This window comes from Streptomyces sp. NPDC001970 (assembly GCF_053594115.1).
In genome coordinates this window covers 11,916-25,725 of record NZ_JBSFDW010000024.1, presented here as the reverse complement: position 1 = coordinate 25,725, position 13,810 = coordinate 11,916, and the positions used below count along the sequence as shown (strand labels likewise).

The following is a 13,810-nucleotide window of genomic DNA, read 5'->3' as shown; positions in this document are numbered from 1 at the left end:
TCGCATACGGCGGCGGCTCCTGCCGCGCGGATGCGGGGGCAGGAGCCGGGTGCCGGGTCAGCCGGACCGATACGGGGTCACCCGCGCCGGATGCGGGCCCGGGTGACCGTGAACGTGAATCGTGGACGGCGGGCGACCGGCGACTACTCGCCGGAGGACTTCTACGAACCGGCGGACTTGGACGGGCCCGTGGCGTTCGACGGCGAGGTCGCCTGCTTGGAGGCGCCCGAGCCCGGGTTCGCGGTCGCCGTTCCCGACGGCTTCACCTTCTGGCAGCCGGGCTCCTTGGCCATCGCCTGCCCCAGCTCGCCGGACTGCAGTTTGGCCAGCGAGTCCTGGTCCATCTTCTCGATCTTCGCCAGACCGTCCGCGACCTCCTGCAGGCCGTCGGCGAACTTCTGCTGGTCCTTCGGGCTGAGCGCGTCGATCTGCTTCTTCAGCTCGACGTAGGCCGCGGACGTGGCATTGAGCTCCTTGACGGCGTCCTGCTGCAGCTTCGCGCCGTTGTCGACCGGAGGCGTGCCGGCCTTCTGCACCGCCGCGGCCAGCGCCTTGTTGGCGTCGGCGATGTCCTGGAAGGCCTTCGAGTCGGCGGCCTGGATGTCCGCGGGCTTGCCGTCGGCGGCGGTCGAGATGATCGTCTGCTGGGCGTCGGCCCTCTTCTGGATCTGCGGCTGTGCCTGGTCGCAGACCGTCTTGGCCCAGGCATTCACCTTGTCGTCGCCGTCGTCGCTGGTGCAGCCCGACAGCGCGAGTACCACCACAGCGCCGCCGGACAGCGCGGCCGCAAGCTTCTTGTTCACCTTCACCGGATCGGTCCCTTCCAAGGCTCTCGGCCCGGAACATACACGCCAAGTGGACGACAATCGCATGACAAACGTCCGGTATGTAGGCCATTGCAGCCATTTGCACCAAGAGAGATAAGGCTCTCACCACGGGCCCTCACCGAGGCGGCACCGGGCACGCGAACGGGCGGGCAGCGCGTCAATCCGCTCTGCCCGCCCGTGTCTTGAGCAGGTGTTTTCGCTCTGGCGTGACGTGTTCCTACGAAACGACCGCCGGGTCCGGTGACTTCGACGTACGCTCCGCGGCGTCGCCTTCGTCACCCACGGCGACGGAACGCCGCTTCGACACAAACACGGCGCCGATGATGACCAGGATCGCGAGCGTCGCGATCACGGCCCGCACGGGCGCGTTGGCATCGTCCCCGTAGCTGAACTGTACGACCGCGGGCGCGATCAGCAGGGCAACGAGGTTCATCACCTTCAGCAGCGGGTTGATCGCGGGGCCCGCGGTGTCCTTGAACGGGTCGCCGACCGTGTCGCCGATGACCGTCGCGGCGTGCGCCTCGCTGCCCTTGCCGCCGTGGTGGCCGTCCTCGACGAGCTTCTTGGCGTTGTCCCACGCGCCGCCGGAGTTGGCGAGGAAGACGGCCATGAGGGTGCCGGTGGCGATGGCGCCCGCGAGGTACGAGCCCAGCGCGCCGACGCCGAAGGTGAAACCGACGGCGATCGGGGCCAGCACGGCGAGCAGACCGGGCGTGGCCAGTTCGCGCAGCGCGTCCTTGGTGCAGATGTCGACGACGCGTCCGTACTCCGGCTTTTCGGTGTAGTCCATGATCCCGGGGTGCTCGCGGAACTGCCGCCGCACCTCGTAGACCACCGAACCGGCCGACCGGGACACCGCGTTGATCGCCAGCCCCGAGAAGAGGAAGACGACCGCGGCGCCAAGGACCAGGCCCACCAGGTTGTTGGGCTGGGAGATGTCCAGACTGAGGTTCATCTCCGCGGCCTTGGCCCCCACCTCTGCGACGGAGGTGGCGATCGCGTCACGGTACGAGCCGAAAAGCGCGGCCGCGGCGAGAACGGCGGTGGCGATGGCGATGCCCTTGGTGATCGCCTTGGTGGTGTTGCCGACGGCGTCGAGGTCGGTGAGAACCTGCGCACCCGCGCCCGTGACGTCGCCGGACATCTCGGCGATGCCCTGGGCATTGTCGGAGACCGGGCCGAAGGTGTCCATGGCGACGATGACGCCGACGGTGGTGAGCAGGCCGGTGCCGGCCAGCGCCACCGCGAACAGCGCGAGCATGATCGACGTACCGCCGAGCAGGAACGCCCCGTACACACCGAGGCCGATCAACAGCGCCGTGTAGACGGCCGATTCCAGCCCCACGGAGATACCGGCGAGTACGACAGTGGCCGGACCGGTCAGCGACGACTTGCCGATGTCGCGGACGGGGCGGCGGGTCGTCTCGGTGAAGTACCCGGTCAGCTGCTGGATCAGGGCGGCCAGCACGATGCCGATGGCGACGGCCACGAGCGCGAGGATGCGCGGGTCGCCCCCGTGGGCCAGGATCGCGGCCTCCGTGACGCCGTCCAGCTCCGCGTACGACGACGGCAGGTACACGTACACCGCCGCGGCCACCAGGGCCAGCGAGATCACCGCGGAGATGAAGAAGCCACGGTTGATGGCGCTCATCCCGCTGCGGTCGGCGCGCCGCGGGGCGACCGCGAAGATACCGATCATCGCGGTGACCACGCCGATCGCCGGGACGATCAGCGGGAAGGCCAGGCCCAGATCTCCGAAGGCGGCCTTGCCGAGGATGAGCGCGGCGACGAGCGTGACGGCGTACGACTCGAAGAGGTCGGCGGCCATGCCCGCGCAGTCGCCGACGTTGTCACCGACGTTGTCGGCGATGGTGGCGGCGTTGCGCGGGTCGTCCTCCGGGATGCCCTGCTCGACCTTGCCGACGAGGTCGGCGCCGACATCGGCGGCCTTGGTGAAGATGCCGCCGCCGACACGCATGAACATGGCGATGAGCGCGGCGCCGAGACCGAAGCCCTCCAGGACCTTGGGGGCGTCCGCGGCGTAGACGAGGACCACGCAGGAGGCACCGAGCAGGCCGAGGCCCACCGTGAACATGCCGACCACGCCGCCCGTCCGGAAAGCGATCTTCATGGCCTTGTGCGCGACGGCCGTCAGATCCTTTGCCGGCTCGCCCTCCGCCGGAGTCGCCTCACGCGCGGCAGCTGCCACACGCACATTCGCCCGTACGGCAAGACGCATGCCGATGTATCCGGTGGCCGCCGAGAAGAGCGCACCCACCAGGAAGAACGCCGAACGTCCGGCGCGTTGGGACCAGTTGTCGGCCGGCAACAACATCAACAGGAAGAACACGACGACGGCAAAGACGCCGAGTGTGCGCAACTGCCGTGCCAGGTAGGCATTCGCGCCTTCCTGCACGGCTGCCGCGATCTTCTTCATGGAATCGGTGCCTTCACCGGCCGCCAGGACCTGGCGTACCAGCAACTGGGCGACGATCAGCGCCGCGAGCGCGACAGCCGCGATGACAATCACGATCATCCGGTTGTCGTCGGTGAGTACCGCGGCAGCGAGTGAAGTGGGGTGGTCGGTCAGATGTGGGTTGAAGAGCCCCGCCATTCGTCCTCCTTGACGTTCAGCGCTCAAGATGGACGGATTGTAGGGAGCGGAACCTGATCAAAACAGGGCGCGACAAATGGAATTGACCTTCACTCGCTCCTCAGCAATAGATCGCGCCCCAAGATTCACCCCGAAAGCGGTAATGGGTCAAAAGCATTGACGCCTGGCCCGTCATCCGGGGAAATGAAAAAAGGCCCTGCTCAGCAGGGCCTGTCGGGTGGGTGGGCGAACGCGTCTTCGTCAGCGTGACGCGTACCGCCGGTCAAGTGGTCACGGTACGACCGTGGCCGGATTCTTGGGCCAGCTCATCCGGATCACGCCGCCGCCCTCGCCCGAGATGACCTCGACGTCGTCGACGAGCCCGCTGATCACCGCGAGCCCCATCTGGTCCTCGCCGCCGTCACCGTCCGTGTCCTCGGACGTCGCTGCGGAGCCGGAAGCCGTGCCGGCGCCGATACCGGTGCCGGACGCCTGTGAGCCGCCGGCCGACGAAGCTCCCGGAGCGGGCACCTCGTCACCGACCTCGACCGAGAAGGTCTTCTCCTCCTCGGTGAGCACGACACGCACGGGGGCGGTGATGCCGATGCTGCGGTGCAGCCCGACCGCCCGGCTGCAGGCCTCACCGACGGCGAGCCTGACCTCGTCCAGCACGGCCTCGTCGACCCCTGCCCGGCGCGCCACTGCGGCGGCCACCAGACGGGCCGTCCTGACGTGCTCAGGCTGGGCGCTGAAGCGCAGTTCAACGGTGGCCATGCGGTCCCCCTCGGACATACGAGCGAGCGTGCGAGCGTGCATCTCCCGGGCCCGGGCATTCACACCCGGAACCCCTGCCCTTCCTCAAGAACTCTCCGGATCACCCCGGAGGTCTCCGGACCCTACAGAACGGTCCGGAGGCCCTGCCGGGGCCTTCCGGTCGACTCAGTCGGTCGCCGCGACGGCCTCGTCGACCGTCGTGTGGATGGGGAACACCTTCGTCAGACCGGTGATCCGAAAGATCTTGAGAATGCGCTCCTGGTTGCAGACCAGGCGCAGCGAGCCTTCGTGCGCACGCACACGCTTGAGACCGCCCACCAGCACGCCGAGGCCGGTCGAGTCGAGGAAGTCCACACCCTCCATGTCGACAACCAGGTGGTAGCTGCCGTCGTTCACCAACTCGACCAACTGCTCGCGCAGCTTGGGCGCGGTATACACATCAATCTCGCCACCGACCTCGACGACCGTGCGGTCGCCACCAGGGCCGGACACATTGCGAGTCGACAGGGACAGGTCCACGGATCCTCCAGCACCTTGCTATCGAGCGGTCGCCCCTCGGGTCTCCCCGACGGAGCCAGGGACGGATCGCCAGCCGCGATGGCATTCAATCACTTACCAGCAGCCATGCACGACGCCTTGGGACCATTGTCCGTCAGCCCAGTGACACACTCGGTGCCGATGGCCATGAATCAGCGTCCCAGACGACCGCCCGAGAGCGGGGAAAGCCGCCCCTCCCCCGGCACGGTCCTCGACCGGCTCACCGCGGGGGCGGGCCGGGCTGCGCGCATCACTCATACGGAGCACTTGCCCCCGAGACCGGGCCGCCATGCAGTCTGGCCCCACCGCATCCGCACGGAAGTGATCAACGCCATCCAGAAGGCGGGCATCGAGCACCCCTGGGCCCACCAGGCAGCCGCCGCAGAGCATGCCCTGGACGGCGAATCCGTCGTGATCGCCACGGGCACGGCCTCCGGCAAGTCGCTGGCCTATCTCGCGCCGGTGCTCAGCACGCTGCTCGACGGCGCCGAGGCCGCCAACGGACGCGGCACCACGGCCCTCTACCTCGCCCCGACCAAGGCGCTCGCCGCCGACCAGCGTCGCGCCGTGAAGCAGCTCGCGGCTCCGCTGGGCAACCGTGTGCGACCGGCCGTGTACGACGGCGACACGCCCGTCGAGGAACGGGAATGGGTCCGCCAGTACGCGAACTACGTGCTCACCAATCCGGACATGCTCCACCGCGGAATACTTCCCTCGCACCCGCGCTGGTCCTCCTTCCTGCGCACCCTGCGCTATGTCGTCATCGACGAGTGCCACACCTACCGGGGCGTCTTCGGCTCGCATGTCGCCCAGGTCCTGCGCCGCCTCCGGCGGGTATGCGCCCGCTACGGCGCGAACCCCGTCTTCCTTCTCGCCTCCGCCACCGCCGCGGAACCCGCCGTCGCCGCCCGCCGCCTCACCGGTCTGCCCGTCACGGAGGTCTCCGACGACGCCTCGCCGCGCGGCGAGCTCGTCTTCGCCCTCTGGGAGCCGCCGCTCACCGAGCTGCACGGCGAGAAGGGCGCCCCGGTGCGCCGTACCGCCACGGCCGAGACCGCCGACCTCCTCACCGATCTGACCGTCCAGGGCGTCCGCACGGTCGCGTTCGTACGCTCCCGGCGCGGAGCCGAGCTGATCTCCGTCATCGCCCAGGAACGTCTGGCCGAGGTCGACCGCTCGCTGGCCCGCAGGGTCGCCGCCTACCGGGGCGGCTACCTGCCGGAGGAGCGCCGTGCCCTGGAGCAGGCCCTGCACTCCGGCGAGCTGCTCGGCCTGGCCGCCACCACGGCCCTGGAGCTGGGGGTGGACGTCTCCGGTCTGGACGCGGTCGTGATCGCCGGCTATCCCGGCACCAGGGCTTCGCTGTGGCAGCAGGCAGGCCGGGCCGGACGGTCAGGGCAGGGCGCCCTCGCCGTCCTCGTCGCACGCGACGACCCCCTGGACACGTTCCTCGTCCACCACCCCGAGGCGCTCTTCCAGCAGCCGGTCGAGTCCACCGTCCTCGACCCCGACAACCCGTACGTCCTCGCTCCACACCTGTGTGCTGCCGCCGCGGAAATTCCCCTGTCGGAGGACGACCTCGCGCTCTTCGGCCCTGCCGTGCCGGAGCTGCTGCCCCAGCTGGAGAGCGCCGGACTGCTGCGCAGGCGCTCCGCAGGCTGGTACTGGACGCGCCGCGAGCGGGCCGCCGACCTCACCGACATCCGGGGAGAGGGCGGCCGGCCGGTACAGATCGTCGAGGCCGCGACCGGCCGGCTGCTCGGCACGGTCGACGAGCCCGCCTCGCACGCGGCCGTCCACGACGGGGCCGTCCACCTCCACCAGGGCCGCACGTATCTGGTGAAGAAGCTTGATCTCGAGGATTCGGTGGCCCTCGTCGAGGAGGCAGACCCGCCGTATTCCACCACCGCCCGCGACACCACCTCCATCTCCATCCTGGACACCGACACCGAGATCCCATGGGGCGCCGGCCGGCTCTGCTACGGGTCCGTCGAGGTCACCAACCAGGTCGTCTCCTTCCTCCGCCGCAAGCTCATCACCGGCGAGGTGCTCGGCGAGACCACGCTCGATCTGCCGCCGCGCACCCTGCGGACCCGGGCCGTGTGGTGGACGGTGACCGAAGACCAGCTGGAGACCGCACGGGTGAATCCGGAGCAGTTGGGCGGTGCTCTGCACGCCGCCGAGCACGCCTCCATCGGGATGCTGCCGCTCTTCGCCACCTGCGACCGCTGGGACATCGGCGGGGTCTCCGTCCCGCTGCACCCGGACACCCTGCTGCCCACCGTCTTCGTCTACGACGGCCACCCGGGCGGCGCGGGCTTCGCCGAGCGGGCCTTCCACACCGCCCGTGAGTGGCTGACCGCGACCCGCGAGGCCATCGCCTCCTGCGAGTGCGAGGCGGGCTGTCCGTCCTGCATTCAGTCCCCCAAGTGCGGCAACGGCAACGACCCGCTGCACAAGCGCGCCGCCGTCCGCCTGCTGACGGTCCTCCTCAGGGAGGCTCCGGCCCCGGACGCCACTGCCCCTGAGGCCTCCCCACCGGACCCGGAGGCAGCTGAGGGCGCACTCCCCGAATCTGCTGAGGGGGCACTGGGCCATCCGGAGGACCGGCCCGGGATCTGATCTCCGGGCGGTACGGGCCGAGGGCGGCGCCGGCCGTCACATCGGCGATCTCGCCGGTCACCGCGCACCGCAGCAGGGCCGACCCCTGAGCGCGGGCCACCCGCGCCGCGGCATCGCACGCCGTCCCCGCGCCGTCGAGAGCCCGGTCCGCCGCGGCGAGCGCCGCCAGGTCGGCTGCGGCGCCCGCTCGGTGGCGTGCGACGACCGCCTGGCCCATGGCAAGCACCACGGCGAAGACCGCACACATCGCGCAGGCCGCCATGGCCACCCACACCGTCGCCGAGCCCTGGTCGCGGCTTCTCCTCATGGCGCGCCGCTCCCCACCGTGTCCTCCGCGAGCGCGGCCGCCTCCGCCGTGAGGGTCAACGACAGCGCTCCCGGACCAGGTGTCGGGGCCTCCACCCGGACCCGCCACAGGTCGCCGTCCCGGCCCAGGGAGACCTGAGCTCCGCTCGGGGCGGCCGACCGGGCGGCGGCGAGCGCGGCTGCCTCGGGCTCCGATCGTGCGGCCGCCCGCGCCCCGGCCCTGGCGGCGTCGACGCACTGAATCTGCGCGGACACCGCCATCAGAGCCCAGACCAGCGCCATCGTGAACACCACCAGCGCCGGAACGGCCACCGCCGCCTCCGCCGTCACCGAACCCCGGTCCGCCGACACCGATGTTTCCGGAAGCGGAGCCGGAGCCGCGGTGTCAGAACTGGGCACTGAGCGCCTTCCCGATGACCGACTCGAGCGCCGTCGACACCGTCCCGCTCGTCACCACCTTGTAGAGAACCGCGGCAAAGGCGCATGCCGCGATCGTTCCCATCGCGTACTCCGACGTGGTCATCCCCGCGTCGTGACGCGCTCGCCTCCTGCCCAGCCATGTCCGCGCACTCGTCCCCGTACGGGTCGCCCGGCTCTTCAGTCGTGCCATGAAACTCATCTCAACCCCCAGAATCCGATGGCAAATTGCCATCTCGGTCGTGTCTCGGTCGTTGTTCGATCTTCATCTCGGTCGTTTCAGTGGCCCTTCAGCAGCCCGCTCGCCAGGCCGATCACCACCGGGGCCACGCCGATCGCCAGGAACGCGGGCAGAAAGCAGAGCCCCACCGGTGCCGTGATCAGGACCTGGGCTCGCTGGGCCCGCGCCGCGGCGCTCCTGGCCCGCTCCGCCCGGAGACCTGCGGCCAGCCGGGAGACCGGCTCCGCCGCCGGCGCCCCCGTGGAACCGGCCCGCTCCAGACAACGGGCCAGCCCGGCCGCGCCCGGTATCTCACCGAACCGCCCCCACGCCTGCGCCGGTTCACTGCCGAGCCGCAGTTCCGCCGCGGTCTTCGCCAGGCGCCCGCCGACCGGGCCGCCCAGCGACTCCCCGACCGCCTCCGCCGCCTCACGTGGCCCTGCTCCTGCCGAGACACACGCGGCCAGCAGATCGGCGGCGAGCGGCAGTTGCTCCGCCGAGGCGTCCACGCCCGCGGCCTTGTCTCGTGCACGGCCCCGCTGCCACTTCCTGAGGCCGTACGCCCCCGCCGCGCCCAGCAGGCATCCCGTCACTCCGCCCGCGAGGATCCAGCCGGTGATCACCGCTCCCGCCGGGAGTACCCACTCCCGCACCCAGGCCCCAAAACCTGACTCGGAATCGGACTCCGGCAGCCACTTCCTGTGCTGCTGCCCGTACTTCACCGCCAGCAGCGCTCCGACCCGCCTGCGCACCCGCCGCTCGTGCCGCCATCCCGCGGCCAGGCAGCACAGCAGGACAGCGACGGACGCCGCCGGGATCGCCGCCCCCAGCCTGTGGACGAACTCACCGCTCATGGCAGCTCCCCCGCCCGCACAATCCGCGCCGCCCAGCACAGCCCGACTGCCTCCAGCAGCCCGCCCACCAGAAGGCATCCAACGCCAACAGGGGTGTGCAGCAGCACCCGCAGCGGATCGGCTCCCAGCGCCCAGCCCAGGCCCAGCCCGACCACCGGAAGCAGAGCCAGCACCACGACCGTCGACCACGCCCCCGCCACCTGGGCGCGCAGCCCCTCCCGTTGGTCCCGATCCGACCGGAGCGCGGCCTCCAGTCGGTCAAGACCGGAGGCCAGCCCCGCCCCGCCGTCCACCGACACCCGCCAGCACGCCGCGAGTCCTGCCAGCCCCTCCGCACCCGGTTCATGGGCCGCCCGCCGAAGCTCCGCAGCCACATCACCGCCGAAGCGTGCGGCCGCGAGCACCGCGGCCTCCGCCCCGCCGAGCGCCCCCGTGGCCCGGCCCGCGGTCAACAGCGCCTGCCCGGGCTGGCGCCCCGCCCGCAGCTCGCCCGCGATCCCCCCGCAGAGCGAGATCACCGCATCGGCCCTGCGCTCCTGCGCCCGTCTCCGCTCACCGGCCCGCAGCCGCCGCCTCACGAGCGGCACCGCGATCACGCCGACGACCAGCGGCAGCACGGACGCCCCGAGTACAGCGAGCACCAACGCCACCGGGAGGCACAGCCACTCCCGCCGCAGGCGCCGTACCACCCGAAGCTGCCGCTCCCAGTCCCACCGGGGGGCCAGGTCCGCGGCGCCCGCCCCCGCAAGCACCAGCCTCGCCCGCCGCGTCCCCCGATCTCCGCCGGCCGTCGTCCATGCCGCGACGCCCGCGCAGACCGCCGCACACATCGCCACCGTCGTCACCACGCACCCCCGATCAGCGACCGCAGCCGCTCCCAGCCCCGCTCCCGCCCGAAGCCCGCCGCGCCCCACCGCAGCGCCGGGACGGTCACCACCAGCCCCGCCGCATCCCGCTCCAGCACATGCACCTCGGCGATCCGGCGCCGCCCGTCCCGGTCCCGTACGAGATGGACCACCACCGACAGGGCGGCCGCCAACTGGCTGTGCAGCGCGGCCCGGTCGAGCCCGGCCGCCGTGCCCAGGGCCTCCAGCCGGGCCGGCACATCGGTGGCCGTATTGGCGTGGACGGTGCCGCAGCCGCCGTCATGGCCCGTGTTCAAGGCCGCCAGCAGATCGGTGACCTCGGCACCGCGCACCTCGCCCACCACCAGCCGGTCGGGCCGCATCCGCAGGGCCTGGCGCACCAGATCCCGCAGCGTGACCCGGCCCGCGCCCTCCTGGTTCGCCGGGCGGGACTCCAGGCGCACCACGTGCGGATGGTCGGGCCGCAGCTCCGCCGAGTCCTCGGCCAGCACGATCCGCTCCCGCTCACCGACCAGCCCCAGCAGCGTCGACAGCAGGGTCGTCTTGCCCGAGCCGGTGCCGCCGCTGACCAGATACGACACCCGGGCCTCGATCAGCGCCCCGAGCACTCGGTCTCCGCCCGGCGGAACCGTCCCCGCCGCTACGAGCTCGCTCAGCGAGAAGGCCCGGGGTCGCACCACCCGCAGCGACAGGCAGGTCGAGCCGACCGCGACCGGCGGCAGCACCGCATGCATGCGGGTGCCGTCCGGGAGCCTGGCGTCCACCCAGGGGCGGGCGTCGTCCAGCCGCCGCCCGGCGACCGCCGCGAGGCGCTGGGCCAGTCTGCGCACCGCCGCCGAGTCGGAGAAGCTGACATCGGTGAGCTGGAGCCCGCCGCCCCGGTCCACCCACACCCGGTCCGGTGCCGACACCAGGACGTCCGTCACCTCGGGGTCGGCGAGGAGCGGCTCCAACGGCCCCGTCCCCACCAGCTCGCAACGCAACTCCTCAGCGGCGCCCAGCACTTCCGCGTCCCCGAGCAGTCGGCCCTGCGCACGCAGCGCCGCCGCCACCCTGGCGGGGGTCGGCTCGGCCCCGCTCTCGGCAAGCCGCTGCCGTACGGCATCGAGCAGCGTCGCGGTCATGAGAGCTCACCGCCCGCGAATGCCCGCTCCCAGAGGGCCGAACAGAACCGGGCCAGCGGACCCCGGGCACCCGCGCCGGGCGGAATACCCTCGTCCACGTCGGCGAACAGCCCTGTGTCCACCGGCAGTTCGCCCGCCAGCGGCAGCCCGAGTGCGTCGGCCACCCACCGCTCGTCCAGTCCCGATGCGTACGGTCCGCGCACCACGACGCGCAAGTCGCCGAGCACCATGCCCACCGTCGCCGCGACACGCCTCGCCGCGGCCACCGCACGCAGCTCGCCCGGCACGACCAGCAGCCCGAGATCCAGCTGGGCCAGTGCCTCCGCGACACCTTCGTCCACGCGGCGGGGCAGATCCACGACGACCACTCCGCCACGCCTGCGGGCCGCCGCCAGCACCGAGCGCATCGACTCCGGAGGGACCACCACCGAATCACCCCGGTCCCAGCTCAGCACCCGAAGCCCGTGCACCGACGGAAGCGACTCCTCCAGGGCACCACCCGCCACCCGGCCCTTCGATGCCGCGAAGTCGGGCCAGCGTCTGCCCTCCGCCTGCTCCCCGCCGAGAAGCACATCGAGACCGCCGCCCAGCGGGTCGCCGTCCACGAGCATCGTGCGCCGCCCCTCCCGAGCCGCCGTCACCGCGAGCGCACCGGCCAGCGTGGAAGCACCCGCGCCGCCCCTGCCGCCGATCACGCCGACCGTCAGTGCCGGCCGTCCGACGCCTTCGGCCACATCGGCGATCCGGTCGACGAGCCAGCTCTCGGCGTCGGGCAACCGCAGCACGCAGTCGGCGCCGATCTCGACCGCCCGCCGCCACACCTGCGGATCGTCCTGATCCTTCCCGACGAGAAGCACACCGGGTCTGCGGGTCGCCCCTCGGCAGCGGGCGGCGGCGTCGTCCCCGACCAGAACCAGCGGCGGACTCTCCCAGCTCGCTCTCTCCTCGGGCACCGCATGGTGGACCTGTGGATCGGCGCCCGCCGCGGCGCACAGCCGCAGCAGATCGTCGAGAAGCTCCAGGTCCTCCGTGACGATGAGAGGCCCACTCCGCCGTTCACCGGCGACCGGCCGCCCCCCGAAGCCCGAATGTCCGCCGGAGACCCCGGACGCACCGGCCGCGGGCGCACCACGCACACCAGGCGAGCCGAACCCTCCGGGTGCCCTGAACCTTCCCGACGCGCCGGACGCTGCGGATGTACCGGACGTATCAGATGTGATGGAACTCGCCACGATTTCTCCCCCTCTCACCCACTGCCGCAGTGGGCGCCACGAGGCCGGCGCACCGGCCCTGATCCGTGATTCCTTCGGCCCGCGAAGTTCGCGGACGGAATCACCGTGCAGCGCGCCCGAAAATCGTGTGGATCTTGCTCTAAAACTGTGGACAACTCGCGGCTTGTGAATATCCCGGTAGCCCATACCGGTGACTTCCCGCGCAACTTCCGGAGCGCAGCCTGTCAACTACACAGCGTGACGAACCCGGACCGTCGACGAACAGCGCCGCAGAGGCCTGAAGGAGTGGGAAGCGGTCAACCGCGAGGGACGAAAATGCGTCCGGACATGCGACGACCCCCGCCGGGGGGGAGAGCGGGGGTCGTCCCCACGGCCGACTCGGGGGGGGAGGAGTCGGACCGGGTTAGCACGGTCGCGAACGATCCGTGACTTCCATGGTGTACCCGAGAGCCTTCTCAGGCAAACCCACGCGCCCCAGCTTACGCCGAATGGTGGGCCCCTATGCTCAGCGTCGTGGAAAACCACTCCTTGCCGCGCACAGCAGCCTTCTTTGACCTGGACAAGACGGTCATTGCGAAGTCGTCCACGCTGACCTTCAGCAAGTCCTTCTACCAAGGAGGACTGATCAACCGCCGCGCCGTACTGCGGACCGCGTACTCCCAGTTCGTCTTCCTCGCAGGCGGCGCGGACCACGACCAGATGGAGCGGATGCGCCAGTACCTGTCCGCCCTCTGCAAAGGCTGGAACGTTCGCCAGGTCAAAGAGATCGTCGCCGAGACCCTCCACGAACTGATCGACCCGATCATCTACGACGAGGCCGCGTCTCTCATCGAGGAGCACCACGCGGCCGGTCGCGACGTCGTGATCGTCTCCACCTCCGGTGCGGAGGTCGTCGAACCGATCGGCGAGTTGCTCGGCGCCGACCGTGTCGTCGCGACCCGCATGGTCGTCGGCGACGACGGCTGCTACACGGGAGAGGTCGAGTACTACGCCTACGGGCCAACCAAGGCCGAGGCGATCAAAGGGCTTGCGGAGTCCGAGGGTTACGACCTGTCGCACTGTTACGCGTACAGCGACTCCGTCACCGACGTCCCCATGCTCCGGTCCGTCGGCCATCCGTACGCGGTCAACCCGGACCGAGCGCTGCGCCGCGAGGCGGCGTCACGCGGTTGGCCGATTCTCGTCTTCAACCGTCCGGTACGGCTGAAGCAGCGGATCCCCGCGTTCACGATGCCTGCACGTCCGGGGCTGGTCGCGGCGGCCGCCGTCGGCGCCGCCGTCGCCACCGCTGGGCTGGTCTGGTTCGCCAGTCGGCGCCGCAGCGCGAACTTTGCCCGCATTTGAGGTTAAAAGTAAAGAAGTGCAGCCAGGGGTTCCGCTCACCGGACCGCTGGAGTACAAAGGACTTACGGCCCGCGAGACCTGGGACATCCGAGAG

12 protein-coding genes and 1 pseudogene are annotated in these 13,810 nt (G+C 71.0%); 2 read left to right on the top strand and 11 right to left on the bottom strand.

The annotated features are described in order from the left end of the window. Nucleotides 1-161: 161 nt before the first annotated feature. The 4 genes from ACWCP0_RS26110 to ACWCP0_RS26095 all read right to left on the bottom strand — a co-directional run bounded on the left by ACWCP0_RS26110 (nt 162) and on the right by ACWCP0_RS26095 (nt 4,713). Nucleotides 162-803, bottom strand: a complete 642-nt coding sequence (locus ACWCP0_RS26110) for a small secreted protein (protein WP_451081313.1) — start codon at nt 801-803, stop codon at nt 162-164. Nucleotides 804-1,044: 241 nt separating this feature from the next. Then, entirely contained in the window at nt 1,045-3,441 is a 2,397-nt protein-coding gene (locus tag ACWCP0_RS26105; RefSeq protein WP_451081216.1) for a sodium-translocating pyrophosphatase, read from the bottom strand. A gap of 270 nt (nt 3,442-3,711) precedes the next feature. Continuing rightward, nucleotides 3,712-4,194: an ATP-binding protein gene (locus ACWCP0_RS26100; protein WP_451081312.1), complete on the bottom strand. Its 483-nt coding sequence runs from the start codon at nt 4,192-4,194 to the stop codon at nt 3,712-3,714. Nucleotides 4,195-4,359: 165 nt separating this feature from the next. Beyond that, nucleotides 4,360-4,713, bottom strand: coding sequence for an STAS domain-containing protein (locus ACWCP0_RS26095; protein WP_003967428.1), 354 nt, complete (start codon nt 4,711-4,713; stop codon nt 4,360-4,362). Between the two features lie 78 nt (nt 4,714-4,791). On the opposite strand from ACWCP0_RS26095, the gene ACWCP0_RS26090 reads away from it, so the two are divergent. Further along, nucleotides 4,792-7,353 (top strand): DEAD/DEAH box helicase, encoded by a 2,562-nt coding sequence (locus tag ACWCP0_RS26090; RefSeq protein WP_451081215.1) that lies wholly within the window; start codon nt 4,792-4,794, stop codon nt 7,351-7,353. A 40-nt stretch (nt 7,354-7,393) separates the two neighbouring features. Here ACWCP0_RS26090 and ACWCP0_RS26085 read toward each other — a convergent pair. The 7 genes and pseudogenes from ACWCP0_RS26085 to ssd form a co-directional block, all read right to left on the bottom strand. After that, nucleotides 7,394-7,600, bottom strand: a pseudogene (locus ACWCP0_RS26085) (Rv3654c family TadE-like protein); the annotation flags it as partial. 56 nt (nt 7,601-7,656) lie between these two features. Continuing rightward, the gene (locus ACWCP0_RS26080) at nt 7,657-8,058 is read right to left on the bottom strand and encodes a TadE family type IV pilus minor pilin (RefSeq protein ID WP_451081214.1); all 402 of its coding nucleotides are present in this window, start codon (nt 8,056-8,058) and stop codon (nt 7,657-7,659) included. Next, nucleotides 8,045-8,269 carry a DUF4244 domain-containing protein gene (locus tag ACWCP0_RS26075; protein ID WP_451081213.1) on the bottom strand — a complete coding sequence of 75 codons (225 nt, stop codon included), beginning with the start codon at nt 8,267-8,269 and terminating at the stop codon, nt 8,045-8,047. Before ACWCP0_RS26075 ends, ACWCP0_RS26080 begins: the two co-directional genes overlap by 14 nt. Nucleotides 8,270-8,355: 86 nt before the next feature. Beyond that, the gene (locus tag ACWCP0_RS26070) at nt 8,356-9,150 is read right to left on the bottom strand and encodes a type II secretion system F family protein (RefSeq protein ID WP_451081212.1); all 795 of its coding nucleotides are present in this window, start codon (nt 9,148-9,150) and stop codon (nt 8,356-8,358) included. Then, the gene (locus ACWCP0_RS26065) at nt 9,147-9,980 is read right to left on the bottom strand and encodes a type II secretion system F family protein (RefSeq protein ID WP_451081311.1); all 834 of its coding nucleotides are present in this window, start codon (nt 9,978-9,980) and stop codon (nt 9,147-9,149) included. The genes ACWCP0_RS26070 and ACWCP0_RS26065 overlap by 4 nt, the downstream gene beginning before the upstream one ends. Nucleotides 9,981-9,991: 11 nt before the next feature. Further along, the gene (locus ACWCP0_RS26060; RefSeq protein ID WP_451081211.1) at nt 9,992-11,140 is read right to left on the bottom strand and encodes a TadA family conjugal transfer-associated ATPase; all 1,149 of its coding nucleotides are present in this window, start codon (nt 11,138-11,140) and stop codon (nt 9,992-9,994) included. Further along, a complete protein-coding gene (gene ssd / locus ACWCP0_RS26055) occupies nt 11,137-12,276 on the bottom strand; it encodes a septum site-determining protein Ssd (RefSeq protein ID WP_451081210.1) in 1,140 nt (379 codons plus the stop codon). The genes ACWCP0_RS26060 and ssd overlap by 4 nt, the downstream gene beginning before the upstream one ends. A gap of 597 nt (nt 12,277-12,873) precedes the next feature. On the opposite strand from ssd, the gene ACWCP0_RS26050 reads away from it, so the two are divergent. Continuing rightward, complete coding sequence (locus tag ACWCP0_RS26050) at nt 12,874-13,716, top strand: HAD family hydrolase (RefSeq protein WP_451081209.1); 843 nt, start codon at nt 12,874-12,876, stop codon at nt 13,714-13,716. The last annotated feature ends 94 nt before the right edge of the window (nt 13,717-13,810 follow it).

Excerpts from the sequence above, each read along its gene's own strand:
- ACWCP0_RS26105 (WP_451081216.1), bottom strand. The coding sequence starts at position 3,441 with ATGGCGGGGCTCTTCAACCCACATCTGACCGACCACCCCACTTCACTC.
- ACWCP0_RS26100 (WP_451081312.1), bottom strand. The coding sequence starts at position 4,194 with ATGGCCACCGTTGAACTGCGCTTCAGCGCCCAGCCTGAGCACGTCAGG.
- ACWCP0_RS26090 (WP_451081215.1), top strand. The coding sequence starts at position 4,792 with ATGGCATTCAATCACTTACCAGCAGCCATGCACGACGCCTTGGGACCA.
- ACWCP0_RS26075 (WP_451081213.1), bottom strand. The coding sequence starts at position 8,269 with ATGGCACGACTGAAGAGCCGGGCGACCCGTACGGGGACGAGTGCGCGG.
- ACWCP0_RS26070 (WP_451081212.1), bottom strand. The coding sequence starts at position 9,150 with ATGAGCGGTGAGTTCGTCCACAGGCTGGGGGCGGCGATCCCGGCGGCG.
- ACWCP0_RS26065 (WP_451081311.1), bottom strand. The coding sequence starts at position 9,980 with ATGTGTGCGGCGGTCTGCGCGGGCGTCGCGGCATGGACGACGGCCGGC.
- ACWCP0_RS26060 (WP_451081211.1), bottom strand. The coding sequence starts at position 11,140 with ATGACCGCGACGCTGCTCGATGCCGTACGGCAGCGGCTTGCCGAGAGC.
- ACWCP0_RS26050 (WP_451081209.1), top strand. The coding sequence starts at position 12,874 with ATGCTCAGCGTCGTGGAAAACCACTCCTTGCCGCGCACAGCAGCCTTC.